General features: G+C 68.1%; 13 protein-coding genes. 6 read left to right on the top strand and 7 right to left on the bottom strand.

All coding sequences use genetic code 11. The features are described from left to right. Positions 1 to 125 precede the first annotated feature (125 nt). From AC3RCE_RS01370 to AC3RCE_RS01350, 5 genes are all read right to left on the bottom strand, one after another. On the bottom strand, positions 126 to 1331 hold the full coding sequence (locus AC3RCE_RS01370) for an ABC transporter substrate-binding protein (protein ID WP_218339177.1): 1206 nt from the start codon (positions 1329 to 1331) through the stop codon (positions 126 to 128). Between the two features lie 74 nt (positions 1332 to 1405). Continuing rightward, complete coding sequence (locus AC3RCE_RS01365; RefSeq protein WP_492254354.1) at positions 1406 to 1990, bottom strand: amino acid synthesis family protein; 585 nt, start codon at positions 1988 to 1990, stop codon at positions 1406 to 1408. A gap of 48 nt (positions 1991 to 2038) precedes the next feature. Further along, on the bottom strand, positions 2039 to 2680 hold the full coding sequence (locus tag AC3RCE_RS01360) for an amino acid synthesis family protein (RefSeq protein ID WP_218296583.1): 642 nt from the start codon (positions 2678 to 2680) through the stop codon (positions 2039 to 2041). A gap of 21 nt (positions 2681 to 2701) precedes the next feature. Beyond that, the gene (locus AC3RCE_RS01355; protein WP_218296582.1) at positions 2702 to 3628 is read right to left on the bottom strand and encodes a UPF0280 family protein; all 927 of its coding nucleotides are present in this window, start codon (positions 3626 to 3628) and stop codon (positions 2702 to 2704) included. An 11-nt stretch (positions 3629 to 3639) separates the two neighbouring features. After that, positions 3640 to 5289, bottom strand: a complete 1650-nt coding sequence (locus AC3RCE_RS01350) for a 6-hydroxynicotinate reductase (protein ID WP_492254353.1) — start codon at positions 5287 to 5289, stop codon at positions 3640 to 3642. A 174-nt stretch (positions 5290 to 5463) separates the two neighbouring features. Between AC3RCE_RS01350 and fdxA the strand changes: the two genes are divergently transcribed. The 4 genes from fdxA (at position 5464) to AC3RCE_RS01330 (ending at position 8656) form a co-directional block, all read left to right on the top strand. After that, a complete protein-coding gene (gene fdxA / locus AC3RCE_RS01345; RefSeq protein ID WP_492254352.1) occupies positions 5464 to 5793 on the top strand; it encodes a ferredoxin FdxA in 330 nt (109 codons plus the stop codon). A 65-nt stretch (positions 5794 to 5858) separates the two neighbouring features. Then, on the top strand, positions 5859 to 6635 hold the full coding sequence (locus AC3RCE_RS01340) for a ferredoxin--NADP reductase (RefSeq protein WP_218296579.1): 777 nt from the start codon (positions 5859 to 5861) through the stop codon (positions 6633 to 6635). Between the two features lie 46 nt (positions 6636 to 6681). Next, the gene (locus tag AC3RCE_RS01335; protein WP_218296578.1) at positions 6682 to 7404 is read left to right on the top strand and encodes a TetR/AcrR family transcriptional regulator; all 723 of its coding nucleotides are present in this window, start codon (positions 6682 to 6684) and stop codon (positions 7402 to 7404) included. A gap of 64 nt (positions 7405 to 7468) precedes the next feature. Continuing rightward, positions 7469 to 8656: an amidohydrolase family protein gene (locus tag AC3RCE_RS01330; protein ID WP_369641082.1), complete on the top strand. Its 1188-nt coding sequence runs from the start codon at positions 7469 to 7471 to the stop codon at positions 8654 to 8656. Positions 8657 to 8719: 63 nt separating this feature from the next. On the opposite strand, the gene AC3RCE_RS01325 is transcribed toward AC3RCE_RS01330, so the two are convergent. Next, the gene (locus AC3RCE_RS01325; protein ID WP_492254351.1) at positions 8720 to 9529 is read right to left on the bottom strand and encodes an outer membrane lipoprotein; all 810 of its coding nucleotides are present in this window, start codon (positions 9527 to 9529) and stop codon (positions 8720 to 8722) included. Between the two features lie 269 nt (positions 9530 to 9798). Between AC3RCE_RS01325 and AC3RCE_RS01320 the strand changes: the two genes are divergently transcribed. Then, complete coding sequence (locus tag AC3RCE_RS01320; RefSeq protein ID WP_492254350.1) at positions 9799 to 10710, top strand: DUF72 domain-containing protein; 912 nt, start codon at positions 9799 to 9801, stop codon at positions 10708 to 10710. Positions 10711 to 10750: 40 nt separating this feature from the next. On the opposite strand, the gene AC3RCE_RS01315 is transcribed toward AC3RCE_RS01320, so the two are convergent. Further along, positions 10751 to 11590, bottom strand: a complete 840-nt coding sequence (locus AC3RCE_RS01315) for a YihY/virulence factor BrkB family protein (RefSeq protein WP_370628116.1) — start codon at positions 11588 to 11590, stop codon at positions 10751 to 10753. A 214-nt stretch (positions 11591 to 11804) separates the two neighbouring features. Between AC3RCE_RS01315 and AC3RCE_RS01310 the strand changes: the two genes are divergently transcribed. Beyond that, entirely contained in the window at positions 11805 to 12617 is an 813-nt protein-coding gene (locus AC3RCE_RS01310) for an IclR family transcriptional regulator (protein WP_218339184.1), read from the top strand. Positions 12618 to 12678: the final 61 nt, after the last annotated feature.

Genomic DNA, 12678 nt, shown 5'->3' with positions numbered 1-12678 from the left:
AAACTGGCGCACCCCAGGCCAGGGCAGCCGAGCAAGGGCCGCCCCGCAGCGGGGGCGGCGCCCCCTTCCCGCGCACAGCACGGCAGAAGGGGGAAGACGCGAAGCGTCTCAGGGAGGGTTGCGACTCAATCCGCGGGGCGCATCTTCTTGACTTCGTCGTTGCTGGGCTGCACCTTGCTGCCATCCACGTAGCGGTAGTTCACCATCACGCCCTTGCCGCCCTCGTTCTTGGTGCGGCCCACGTAGCCGCCCATGGTCGACTGGTTGTCTTCGGCCCGGTAGACGATGGGGCCAAAGGGTGTGGGCACCTGCAGGCCCTTGAACGCGGCCACGAGCTTTTCGGTGTCGGTGGAGCCGGCTTTCTTCATGCCCTCGGCCAGCGACTTGATGGCGCTGTAGCCCACGATGGAGCCCAGGCGCGGGTAGTCGTTGAACTTGCCCTGGTAGGCCGTCTGGAAGGCCTTGTGCTCGGGCGTCTGGATGCCGTACCAGGGATATCCCGTGACGATCCAGCCGTTGGGCGCCTCGTCCTTGAGCGGGTCCATGTACTCCGGTTCGCCCGTCAGCAGGCTGACCACCTCACGGTCCTTGAACAGGCCCCGCGTGTTGCCTTCGCGCACGAACTTGGAGAGGTCGGCACCGAAAAGCACGTTGAAGATCGCATCGGGCTTGGCATCGGCCAGGGCCTGCACCACGCTGCCCGAGTCGACCTTGCCCAGCGGCGGCGCCTGCTCGACGACGAATTCCACATCGGGCTGGGCCGCCTTGAGCAGCTGCTTGAAGGTGGCCACGGCCGACTGGCCGTATTCATAGTTGGGGTAGACCAGCGCCCAGCGCTTCTTCTTCAGGGCGACGGCCTCGGGCACCATCATCGACACCTGCATGTACGTGGAGGGGCGCAGGCGGTAGGTGTAGCGGTTGCCGTTCTGCCACACGATCTTGTCGGTCAACGGCTCGCCGGCCAGAAAGAAGAATTTCTTTTGCTTGGCGAAGTCCGTCAGCGCCAGCCCCACGTGCGACAGGAAGGACCCCGTGAGCACATCGACCTTCTCGCGGGACACCAGCTCCTCGGCGGCCCGGACCGCGTCGCCGGGGTTGCCGTTGTCATCGCGGATGACCAGCTGGACCTTCTTGCCCAGCACGCCGCCCGCGGCATTGATCTCGTCAACGGCCAGCTCCATGCCTTTCTTGTAGGGCTCCAGGAAGGCGGGCTGCGCCTTGTAGCTGTTGATCTCGCCAATCTTGATGACATCCTGGGCGTGCACAGGGGCCAGCGTGATAGCCAGCGCGGCCGCAGCCGTGGCACGCATGAGGTTTCGTCGCATCGTCATGGGGAAACTCCTGAAAGGTGGGTTGGGGAGACAGGGGGGATGGTGGTGGGTGATGGTAGTGCCGGGGACCGCGCTCAGCGCAGCCCGTCCGTACCCTGGATTTCGGACGCCTTGAGGCCGCCCACGCGGGGCAGCGGCCGGCCGCTGTCCGTCACGACGACGGCGACGACGATTTCGTTGGCCCGCGGCGCGTCGGCCACGCGGGCCTCCATGGCGTCGAAATGGCTGCGCACGTAGGCCGCGTCCTTGTGGCCCAGGGGCACGTCGATGGCCGTGCCCAGGCCACCGATCTTCTTGCTCGACGGCACCAGCGCGGCGCCTTTTTCCACCGCCACGCGCAGCGGGGCGCCCAGCTTGGGGTGCAGGATGGCGGCGGCATGCTCCAGTTCTCCCGCCTCGCCCACGATGGCGGCCTTGCCATAGCTCTGCGCCTGGCCCGGCTCGATGCCCAGCGCGGCGACGCAGCGGGCGCCCAGCAGGGCCCCCAGCTCCTCGCCGATGGCCACCAGCTCGTCGAGGTTCTCGACATAGCGGCCCGCAAAGGGGTTGTCGATCACGGCCATGGCGAGGGCCTTGCGCACGGGGGGCTGCACGTCGCGCCCCATCTCCACGCGGACTTCATCCGTCTGGACAATGATTTTCCGGATCTTGGCTGGCATGTGTTGCTCCTTGGTTTTCTTGTGGGCGCGGCAGCGGGCCTGACGCCTTCAGCGCAGGCCGTCCCATTGGCTGATGTCGGCGGCCTTGAGCCCGCCGACGCGGGCATGGATGCGCGCGCCCGTGGTCATGGCGAGGATGAAGACGATTTCATCGGACGCGGGCGCTCCGGGAACGCGCACCTCGATGGCATCGAAGTGGCTGCGCACGTAGCTGGCGTTGATGTGGGTGAGCGGAACATCCAGCGCCGCGCCGGGGCCGCCGACCTTCTTGGTGGAAGGCACGATGGACAGGGCATTGGCGGGCTGCCCGGTCTTCTTTTCCGCCTGGCCCTTGGCATAGGCGTTGCGGTCGCCCTTCCAGCCCAGCAGCTCGCGCATGGCATAGCCGCCGGGCACGTGCCACAGCGCGCCATGCTCCAGCTCGCCGGCGGCCCCGACGATGGCGCCCTTGCCGTAGGTCGCGATGCGCTCGGCGGGCACGGCCATGGCCTTGAGCAGCCGCTGGGCCATGTCCAGCCCCACATCCTGCAGGGCGTCCATCATCGGGAGGATGTCCGGCTCATACCGGCCGGAATAGGGGTTTGTCAGCACCGCGCCGATGGCGCCGCGCAGCAGCGGCACATCGGCCACGGGCCCGAATTCATGCCGGACTTCCTCGAGATGGGTGAAAACACGTCGTATCTGGATCATTTTGGAAACCTGTGCAATTCGTTAAGCAAATACCGAACCAACTTCTGCCTGCGGCGCCATTTCCACCGGCAGCGCCATGCCATCCGCCGCTGGCTGCGCCGCCGCGGTGGCCACGAACTGGCCCTGGCAGGCGAGCAGGGCGAACCACAGCAGGCCCTGTGCCTGCAATTCTTGCGCCTTTTGCAGCCCCTGCCCCAGCGCGCGATGCACGAGCCCGGCAGGCAATGGCGGAACATCCACTGTGACAGGAATGGCACCCAGATCGCTGTCATCGCGGACCCGCCATGCCGGCATGCGCAGGATGCGTTCGTCATCCACATTGACGGCATTGGCCACGATCGTGGCCGCGGCGTCGGCCTCGGCCGCGGTGCGGGCCAGCACCGTGACGCTGTCGGCAATGCCCAGCGAGTGGCTGCGCCCGCGCCAGCCGCTGGTGGCCACACCGCGCACGGGCATGGCGCTGTCGATGCGAATCTTTCCGTCCAGGACCAGCCCGTGGCGCCATTGCGCGGCGTCCAGCGCGGCGATGTCGGAATACACCCCCACGGTGGCCGACTGCCCGGGGGCCAGGTGCAGCGCGATGTCTCCGCCATTGTTGACCCAGGCCCGCCCAATGCCGTCCTGGGCATAGCACCCGAGGATCTCCTGCGCCACCGACCCCGCGACCGCAGCCATCGCGGTGATGAAGCCTGCGCGGTACGGCCTGCAGGCCGTCCACATGCGGCGCGCGACCACGCCGCGCAGAGGACAGGCGCCCCCCTCCACCGGCGCGCGCAGGGCTGGCAGCTCGTCCACCAGTTCCTGCAGCAGACCCTCGAAACGCGCCCAGGCACGCTCATGGGCCCGGGCCACGGCATCGGCTGCGCCCTCCGCCTGGATGACGAGATCCATGGGCCCGTGCTGGAAATGCCAGCGGCCGTCGGACAGGGGATTGCGGCAGGCTTGCATGGCGGTGCCGCTCAGCCCAGCAGGGGCGGGCGCCCCAGCGGCCAGGGGTTGGCGGACGGCAGCGTCTGCCATGCCAGCGCCTGGGGCGCGCCGTCGTTGTGCCACGCGCCGTGCTCCAGCACCTCGCGCAGGCTGCGGATCTGCCCCGCATGGCCGCCCAGTGCTTCGTAGTCGGTGCGGCGCATGCTGAATTCGATGGGCGCCACGATGGCGGGCGTGGGCACGGTGCCAAAGCTGTTGTCGGGCATGCGCAGCACGTCGGCCATCACCGTGATGCCGCCACCGGGCCACACATAGGCCGGCGCGCCGCCGCAGGTCACATTGACCAGCGCATTCTTGATGGAGCGGGTGAGCAGCACGGGGTTCTCGGTGACGCCGGCACGCAGGCTGCCGCCCGCGCCGCCGAGGAAAAGCACCGAAGCCAGCGAGGGCTCGCAGTTCTCGCCGATGCGGTCCACGATGCGGCGCACTTCGGAAGGCATCTGCGCCTCCACCGGGTTCAGCTGCCCGTCCAGCACATACCAGCAGGCATGCTCGCCCGTGGTGGATGTCATGAGCAGGCGCAGGCCGGGCCATGCCACCTCGGGGTCCCAGCCTTCGATGATGGCCAGCGGGTCGGCGATGTCGGTGCCGCCCCAGCCCGTTCCCGGATTCGCCACCTGGAAATAGCGCCCCGGCGTGGACTTTCGCCCGCGCATCTGGATGCCAGAGGACTTCATGTCCAGGCAGCGCCCAGCCTGGTGCTCGGTCAACACGCCGGTGATGTGGTCGTCCACCACCACCACCTCATCCGCATGGCCGAAAAACTGGCGCGCGAAGATGCCGATGGCGGCCGAGCCGCAGCCCACGCGCATGCGCTGCTCGGCCACGCCGTTGACGATGGGCGCGCGCCCGGCCTGGATCACGAGCTGCGAGCCGCCGTCGATGGTGAACTCCACGGCCTGCTTGTTGCCCAGCAGCTGCATCATCTCGGCGGTGACGCGGCCTTCCTTCTTGGTGCCGCCGGTCAGGTGGTGCACGCCGCCGAGCGACAGCATCTGCGAGCCGTATTCCGCCGTGGTCACGTGGCCCACCACCTCGCCCTTGCAGCGCACATTGGCCTGCTCGGAGCCGAGGAAGCGGTCGGTGTCGATCTTCACCTTGAAGCTGCAGTAGCTGAAGATGCCTTCGGTGACCACGGTCACCATGTCCACACCCTGCACCTGGGAGCCCACGATGAACGGCGCGGGCTTGTAGTCAGGATAGGTGGTGGACGACCCCACGCCCGTCACGAAGACTTCTTCGCTCAGCAGCAGGTCGCCCGACCAGGGCGTGGGCGGTGTGAAAGGCGCGCTCCCCGCATCGCTTGCGGCGGCATCCGCACCGCTCTGCTGAGCGGCCTGGGCCCGCGCCGCGAATGGCACCAGCGTGGCCTCGCCGGCCTCCAGGGTCTTGCGCAGAACAACCACCGGGTCCAGCCGCACCAGCACCCCGGCGTGGTTGGCGTAGCGGTCGCACGCCCCTGCGCGGCTCTCGGAAATCTGGCACAGCACCGGGCACGCATTGCACTCGACCTTGGCCGCGTTCATGCGCTCATTGCGGGGCCGGGCGCGCTCGAGCACCTGCGGCAGATCCGGCGCATCCATGCCCGGAAGCCCATCGGTCTTGGTGTGTTCAGTCATCGTGCGGCCCATTCATTGCATCTTTTCAAATGCTTGTACGCTCAGTGCATTTTGTGTAGCATTCACTTAACTTAAATGTTGTGATCACTACATTTATCGCGAATGTAGCGTAATCATCCATGGTCCGCAATGGTGTTTTCGCACCCCCCGAAAAGGTGCATGAGGAGCCCCAATATGACGCACGTTGTCACTGACGCATGCATTCGGTGCAAGTACACCGATTGCGTCGACGTATGCCCGGTCGACTGCTTCAAGGAAGGGCCGCAATTCCTGGTGATCGATCCCGACGAGTGCATCGATTGCGCGGTGTGCATTCCCGAATGCCCGGCCAATGCCATCTACGCGGACACGGACCTGCCGGTGGAGTTCGCTGCCTTCCTGGAATTCAACAAAAACCTGGCCCCGGGCCTGCCCACAATCACCAAAAGAAAGCCTCCACTTCCAGATGCGGAACAATGGAGGGTTGTGAGCCACAAGCTTTCCGGCCTGGATATCGCGTTCTGACGCGCTCCGGGAGCGGACTTCAGCCAGTTTTCCCTGTTTTCTTCAACTTTCCCGACCCAAGCACCATGAGCGCCTTTCTCGAAGAACGCGTCCTGACGGTCCACCACTGGACAGACCGACTTTTCTCCTTCACCACCACGCGCGACACCGCCCTGCGCTTTTCCAACGGCCATTTCACGATGATCGGCCTGCGCGGGGAAAACGGCAAACCCCTGCTGCGCGCCTACAGCATCGTGAGCCCCAACTACGAGGAACACCTGGAGTTCCTGTCCATCAAGGTGCCCGACGGCCCGCTGACCTCGCGCCTGCAGCACATCAAGGTGGGCGACCACATCGTGGTGGGCAAGAAGCCCACCGGCACCCTGCTGATCGACTACCTGCTGCCCGCCAAGCGGCTGTACATGTTCTCCACGGGCACGGGCGTGGCACCGTTCCTGAGCCTGATCCGGGACCCCGAAACGTACGAGAAGTTCGAGGAAGTCATCCTGGTGCACGGCGTGCGCGAGGTGAAGGAGCTGGCCTATCACGACTACATCACGCAGGAACTGCCGCAGCACGAGTTCCTGGGCGAGATCGTGAGCAAGCAGCTCAAGTACTACCCCACCGTCACCCGCGAGCCATTCAAGCACCAGGGCCGCGTGACCACCGTGATCGAGAACGGCCAGCTGGCGCGCGACCTGGGCCTGCCGGCGCTGAACCCTGCGGAAGACCGCGTGATGATCTGCGGCAGCCCCGAAATGCTGCGCGACCTCAAGCACATGATGGAAGAGCGCGGCTTCAAGGAAGGCAACACCACGAAGCCCGGCGACTTCGTGATCGAACGCGCCTTCGCGGAGCAGTGACCCCCGGCCGGCCCCGCGGGGCCGGCCCTTCTCACCTGGATCATCCATGTCTGCCACACCCACCAAGACCCGGACGGCGTCCACCCGCTCCCCTTCCGCCCGAAAGACGGGGGTGCGCGAACTGGCGGCGCAGACCACGCGCGACAACATCCTGAAAGCAGCGACCAAGGTGTTTGCGCGCTATGGCTACGAAGGTGGCAGCGTGGAGAAGATCTCCAAGGCCGCCAAGTCGTTCGACCGGATGATCTACTACTACTTCGGCAGCAAGGAAGGCCTGTTCATCGAGGTGCTCGAAGAGATCTACCGGCGCATGAACGACGCGGAATCCAAGCTGAACCTCGACGTGGACAACCCCGGCGAGGCCTTGCAGGCGGTGATCCGTTTCGTGGTGGGCTACTACCGCAAGCACCCCGAGTTCGTCACCCTGCTCAACACGGAGAACCTGCACAAGGGCAAGCACATCTCCAAGTCGATGCGCGCCCGCGAATATTCGTCGCCGGCCATCGAGGTGATCCGCCGCGTGCTGGAAAGCGGCCAGGCCCAGGGGGCCTTCCGCCAGGATGTCTCGGCGCGCGACGTCTACCTGCTGATCGCGGCCACCGGCTATTTCTACATGTCCAACCGGCACACGCTGTCGGCCTTCCTGGGCGAGAACCTCGAGGCGCCCGAGGCCCTTGCGCACTGGGAGTCCTTTGTCATCGACAGCGTGCTGCGCACCGTCGCACCCGGCCCCAGCCTGCCCCAGGGCCAGGCGGCCCGGCGCGCCTAGGCAGGCAGCCATTTCCCGCGCGGCCCGCCCGGGCCGCGCCCAACATCCCCACGAGGAGCATCCCATGGCAGAAGCAGCAGCCGGCGGTAAGTCGGGCAAGGTCGTCATCAAGAACATCGGTCTTTTGTTGTCGGGCGACCTGGACCGCCCCATCCTCGATGCCGACACCATCGTCGTCAACGACGGACTCATCGTGGCCGTGGGCCGCGAAAAGGACTGCGACACCGAACACGCGCAGACCATGATCGACGCGCGCAAGACCTGCGTCGCCCCCGGCCTGATCGACAGCCACGTGCACCCGGTCTTTGGCGACTGGACGCCGCGCCAGAACCAGATCGGCTGGATCGACTCCACCATGAACGGCGGCGTGACCACCATGGTCTCGGCCGGCGAAGTGCACCTGCCGGGCCGCCCCAAGGACATCGTGGGGCTCAAGGCACTGGCCATCACCGCGCAGCGCTCGTTCGACAATTTCCGCCCCGGCGGCGTGAAGGTGATCGCGGGCGCCCCCGTCATCGAGAAGGGCATGACCGAGCAGGACTTCAAGGACCTGGCCGACGCGGGCGTGACGCTGCTGGGCGAGGTGGGCCTGGGCTCCGTCAAGGCCGGCTACGAAGCCCAGCAGATGGTGGCCTGGGCACGCAAGCACGGCATCCAGAGCACCATCCACACGGGAGGACCCTCCATTCCGGGCTCGGGCCTCATCGACAAGGACGTTGTGCTGGAGGCCGATGCGGATGTGATCGGCCACATCAATGGCGGCCACACCTCCCTGCCCTGGAAGCATGTGTGCGAGCTGTGCGAGAAGTCCTCGCGCGCCATCGAGCTGGTGCACAACGGCAACGAGAAGATCGCCATCCAGGCCGCGCGCGCGGCCATCGAGCTCAAGTGCCCGCACCGCGTGATCCTGGGCACCGACGGCCCGGCCGGCTCGGGCGTGCAGCCGCTGGGCATGCTGCGCATGATCGCCCTGATCTCCAGCTTCGCCGACATTCCCGCCGAGCTGGTATTCTGCTTTGCCACGGGCAACACGGCGCGCATCCGCAACCTGAACTGCGGGCTGATCGAGCCGGGCCGCGCGGCGGACTTCGTGTTCATGGACCGCGCCCAGCACACGGCGGGCGCCACGCTGCTCGAAAGCGTGCAGCTCGGCGACATCCCCGGCATCGGCATGGTGATGATCGACGGCCTGGTGCGCTGCGGCCGCAGCCGCAACACGCCGCCGGCCACCGAGATCCCCGTGGTGCTGTAGCCCACCCCGCCCATGAAAAAGCCCGCTGGCAGCGGGCTTTTTTTGCATTGGGAACGAGGTGGATCAATATGTGTCCGCCACGCGCACGGCGCCGGGCTGCGGGCGTGGATAGGGCTCCGCCGCCCGCGTGGCGGCACCGTCGTCCACGCGGAAGCCCTTGCCCTGCAGCACCACGGGCGTGCCCACGGCCGGGGGCTGCGCGCGCGTGAAACGCCGCACGGAGCCGTCTTCCATGCGCACGGCGATCTGGTAGACCGTCTGCGTGCGCGTGCGCTCTTCGACCTTGTGGCCCACATAGCCGCCGCCCACGGCACCCAGCACGGTGGCCGCCGTGCGGCCCGAGCCCTTGCCCACCTGGTTGCCCACCACCGCCCCCAGCACCCCGCCGGCGACCGCCCCCACGCCGGTGGCGGGTGCCGCCTGCTGCACGGCCTGGACGGACTCGACACGGCCACAGGTGGCGCACACAGGTGCCTGCGCGGCGGTGCGCAGCGGTTGTTGTTGTTGCTGCTGCTGTTGCGGCTGCCGGGACGGCTCGGCATACCCCTGCGCCAAGGCCGGCGGCTGGTTGGCCACGCTGTGGATGGCAACGTTCCTGTTGCCCACGGGCGGTGGCTCCTGGTAGGACTGCGGGGGCGTGGCAGCCCCTGGCGCACCATTGGCGGGCTGCGCGGCAGCGGCCAGCGACGGCGCATCGGCCGCGGACGGCCCCGCGTTCTGCACCACCAGGGTCGTACCCAGCGCGACCACGCTCACGCCGAGCACCCCGATGGCCGCCCACAGCCACTTGAGGGAGGGCGCCGCGCCGAAGGCCCCCACGGGCGCGGCGGCCAGGGAGCGGGTGGTATTGGAAGGTGAAACGATGAGGCTCATGGCTGTTCTCCGAAAGGTCCAGATAGTTCTGGACGGGTGGCCGCCAGCGTACCCGGCAGTACCGGGAATCCGGGCGTAGCCTCTGTAAAGGACGTAAGAACCTGTTTACACATTCTTCTCTGCGCTGCAGCGGCAGGGCGGCACGTAGCCCCCTGCGAACTTCCGGCGCCAAAGGGTGGCAAGCACCCGGGTTGTGCCCGCGCAAACGGCCGCCTATGCTGGCCGTCGGCCCGTGCGCCGCGCGGATGCGGAAAGAAAGGAGGCTCACGATGGCGATGGCTGCGGCACAGATCCGCATCGGGATATCCGGCTGGCGCTATCCGCCCTGGCGCGGCAGCTTCTACCCCCCGGGCCTCACCCAGGCGCGGGAGCTGGAATTCGCGTCGCGGCAGTTCCCCAGCATCGAGCTCAACGGCTCCTTCTATGCGCTGCAGCGCCCGTCCAGCTATGGGCGCTGGGCTGCCGACACCCCCGAGGGCTTCGTCTTCACGGTGAAGGCCCCGCGGTACATCACCCACGTCCTGCGGCTGCGCGACGCCCGCGCGGCCATCGCGAACTTCATGGCATCGGGGCCGCTGGCCCTGGGCTGCAAGCTCGGGCCCATCCTGTGGCAGCTGCCGCCAAGCCTGGCCTTCGAGGAAGCACTGCTCGATGCCTTCCTGGGCCACCTGCCGCACGACACCGAGGCCGCAGCCCGCCTTGCCCATGAACGCGAGGACCGCATGCGGGGCAGGGAATGGCTGGGCCCCGTGGCCCCGATGCGGATGCGCCACGCCTTTGAGGTACGCCACGCGAGCTTCTGCCAGCCGGCGACGGTGGCGCTGCTGCGCCGCCACGGCGTGGCGCTCGTGGTGGCGGACACGGCGGGCCGCTGGCCCGAGGTGGGCGATGTGACGGCGGACTTCATGTACCTGCGCCTGCACGGCGCCCAGGAGCTGTACGCGAGCGGCTACAGCGATGCGCAGCTGGCGGCCTGGGCCGGGCGCATCCGCGCGTGGGCCGCCGGCGGCGTGCCGCCCGACGTGCGGCTGCTCTGCGCAGAAGACGCCGGCCCCGCCGCCATGGCCGCGCGCAATGTGTTCTGCTTCTTCGACAACACCATGAAGACCCATGCGCCCGGGAACGCGCTGAAGCTCGCCCGCACGCTGGGCCTGGACGCCCAGCTGCACATTTCCGCCTGAGCGCGCCGGAAGGCACCCTCGGCACCGCCGGCCTCAGGCCTTACTGCGGCACGTGCAGGCGCCCCCGCTGCGCGGGCAAGGCGCCCAGCTCCTGGAACGCCCGGGCGCAGCTCGCGGAAAACAAGAGGACGGCGGACGAGAAGTAAATCCACATCAGCAGCACCACCAGCGACCCGGCCGCGCCATAGGCCGACACCACGGCCGCGGTGGACAGGTACCAGGCCAGCAGCTGCTTGCCCACCGTGAACAGCGTGGCGCCCACCACGGCCCCGGCCATGATGCAGCGTGCGGGCGGCTTGGCCCCCGCGCCGATGCGCATCAGGCCCACGAACAATGCCACGGCAAAGCCGAAGGCGACGGCTTCGTTGACGACCTGCATGACGGGCGCGAGCGGCGCGAACGACAGGTGCGCCCCGGCCCAGCCCGCCAGCAGGTGGATCAGCGTGGACAGGGCCAGCGACACCAGCAGCAGGAACCCCAGCGCCAGCACATAGGCCAGCCCCCGCAGGCGCAGCGAGGCCATGCGCCACCAGGCCGCCCGCTGCGGCACCGGCCCGCCGCCGCGCCAGAGATGCTCCAGCGCCGACTGCAGTTCCACGAACACCCCGGTGGCCCCCGACACCAGCACCACAAAACCCACCAGGGAGGCCAGCCGCCCTTCGCTGGGAGCCTGCGCGCTGGCCAGCGCCTGCCGCACCACGTCGGCCACCTGCTGGCCCATCACCGCCTGCACCTGCGCGATCAGATTGCTCTCCAGATAGCTGCGGTCCATCCACCAGCCCAGCACGCCCACCAGCAGCAGCAGCAGGGGCGCGAGGCTGAGCATGCCGTAGAAGGACATGGCCGCGCTCATGCGCAGCCCGTCGGCATCCAGCCACATCTGGGCCGCGCGCCAGAAGGGCTGCAGCAGCCGCCAAAGGGCTTGAAAAGGCAGGAGGAGGCGTTGGACTGTCGGGCGCACGTTCATCGCCACAGCCTAAGGCCGCAAGGCCGTTGCGTCCATGCGCGGATCACCGCTGTGCAGGTAGGTGCGCTCCCACAGCGGCCGCCCGGCGCCAGGCAGGCCCCTGGAACCGCATCGCCATAATGCGCCCATGCCGCCGCCCCGCCCTGCCCACACTCCCCGCGCGCCCCTGGCGCGGCCTCCCCAGGACCGGCACTTCGTGACGGCGCTGGCCCGGGGCCTGGAGGTGCTGGCCTGCTTTCGCGCAGGCGACAAGCTCCTGGGCAACCAGGAGATCGCGCAACGCTGCCGCCTGCCCAAATCCACCGTGTCGCGCCTGACCGCCACCCTCACCCGGCTGGGCTACCTCATCCACGTGGAGGCCTGCGGCAAGTACCGCCTGGGCACCGCCACGCTGTCGCTGGGCAGTTCGATGCTGGTGCGCCTGGACGTGCGCCAGGTCGCGCGCCCGCTGATGCAGGAACTGGCCGACTTCGCGGGCGCCGAGGTGTCGATGGGCACCCGGGACCGCCTGTCGATGATCTATGTCGAGAACTGCCGCAGCGCGGCCCTGCACACGCTCAGCCTGGACGTGGGCTCGCGCATCTCGCTGGCCACGTCCGCCATGGGGCGCGCCTGGCTCGCCGCCGTGCCGCCCAAGGAGCGCAGCGCGGTGCTGGCCCAGATCCAGGGCCGCGACGAAACCGCGTGGCCTCAGGTGCAGCTGGGCATCGACCAGGCGCTGCAGGACTACCGCGGCCTGTCCGTGGCAACGTCGTTCGGTGACTGGCAGAAGAACGTCAATGCGATCGCCCGCGGGTTTCAGCCGGGGGGCGGGCTGCCGCCCATGGTGATCAACTGCGGCGGGCCCGCGTTCAATGTCCCGCAGGATTTCCTGCTCGATGCGGTGAGGCCGCGGCTGATAGAGATCGTGGCCCGCATCGAGACCGCGGTCTACCGCTGAAGACCGCGCTGGCGGGCCTTCGCGGGCACGCACCGAGTTTCGCAGGTGACAGCTCGCGTTT

This window comes from Acidovorax sp. GW823-FHT05D11 (assembly GCF_058795695.1).
The sequence above is the reverse complement of the archived record's forward strand: the minus strand, read 5'-3'. Positions and strand labels throughout refer to the sequence as shown.

Coding starts and splice junctions, on each gene's coding strand:
- AC3RCE_RS01370 (WP_218339177.1), bottom strand. CDS start 1,331: ATGACGATGCGACGAAACCTCATGCGTGCCACGGCTGCGGCCGCGCTG.
- AC3RCE_RS01365 (WP_492254354.1), bottom strand. CDS start 1,990: ATGCCAGCCAAGATCCGGAAAATCATTGTCCAGACGGATGAAGTCCGC.
- AC3RCE_RS01360 (WP_218296583.1), bottom strand. CDS start 2,680: ATGATCCAGATACGACGTGTTTTCACCCATCTCGAGGAAGTCCGGCAT.
- AC3RCE_RS01355 (WP_218296582.1), bottom strand. CDS start 3,628: ATGCAAGCCTGCCGCAATCCCCTGTCCGACGGCCGCTGGCATTTCCAG.
- AC3RCE_RS01350 (WP_492254353.1), bottom strand. CDS start 5,289: ATGACTGAACACACCAAGACCGATGGGCTTCCGGGCATGGATGCGCCG.
- fdxA (WP_492254352.1), top strand. CDS start 5,464: ATGACGCACGTTGTCACTGACGCATGCATTCGGTGCAAGTACACCGAT.
- AC3RCE_RS01340 (WP_218296579.1), top strand. CDS start 5,859: ATGAGCGCCTTTCTCGAAGAACGCGTCCTGACGGTCCACCACTGGACA.
- AC3RCE_RS01335 (WP_218296578.1), top strand. CDS start 6,682: ATGTCTGCCACACCCACCAAGACCCGGACGGCGTCCACCCGCTCCCCT.
- AC3RCE_RS01330 (WP_369641082.1), top strand. CDS start 7,469: ATGGCAGAAGCAGCAGCCGGCGGTAAGTCGGGCAAGGTCGTCATCAAG.
- AC3RCE_RS01325 (WP_492254351.1), bottom strand. CDS start 9,529: ATGAGCCTCATCGTTTCACCTTCCAATACCACCCGCTCCCTGGCCGCC.
- AC3RCE_RS01320 (WP_492254350.1), top strand. CDS start 9,799: ATGGCGATGGCTGCGGCACAGATCCGCATCGGGATATCCGGCTGGCGC.
- AC3RCE_RS01315 (WP_370628116.1), bottom strand. CDS start 11,590: ATGTGGCTGGATGCCGACGGGCTGCGCATGAGCGCGGCCATGTCCTTC.
- AC3RCE_RS01310 (WP_218339184.1), top strand. CDS start 11,805: ATGCCGCCGCCCCGCCCTGCCCACACTCCCCGCGCGCCCCTGGCGCGG.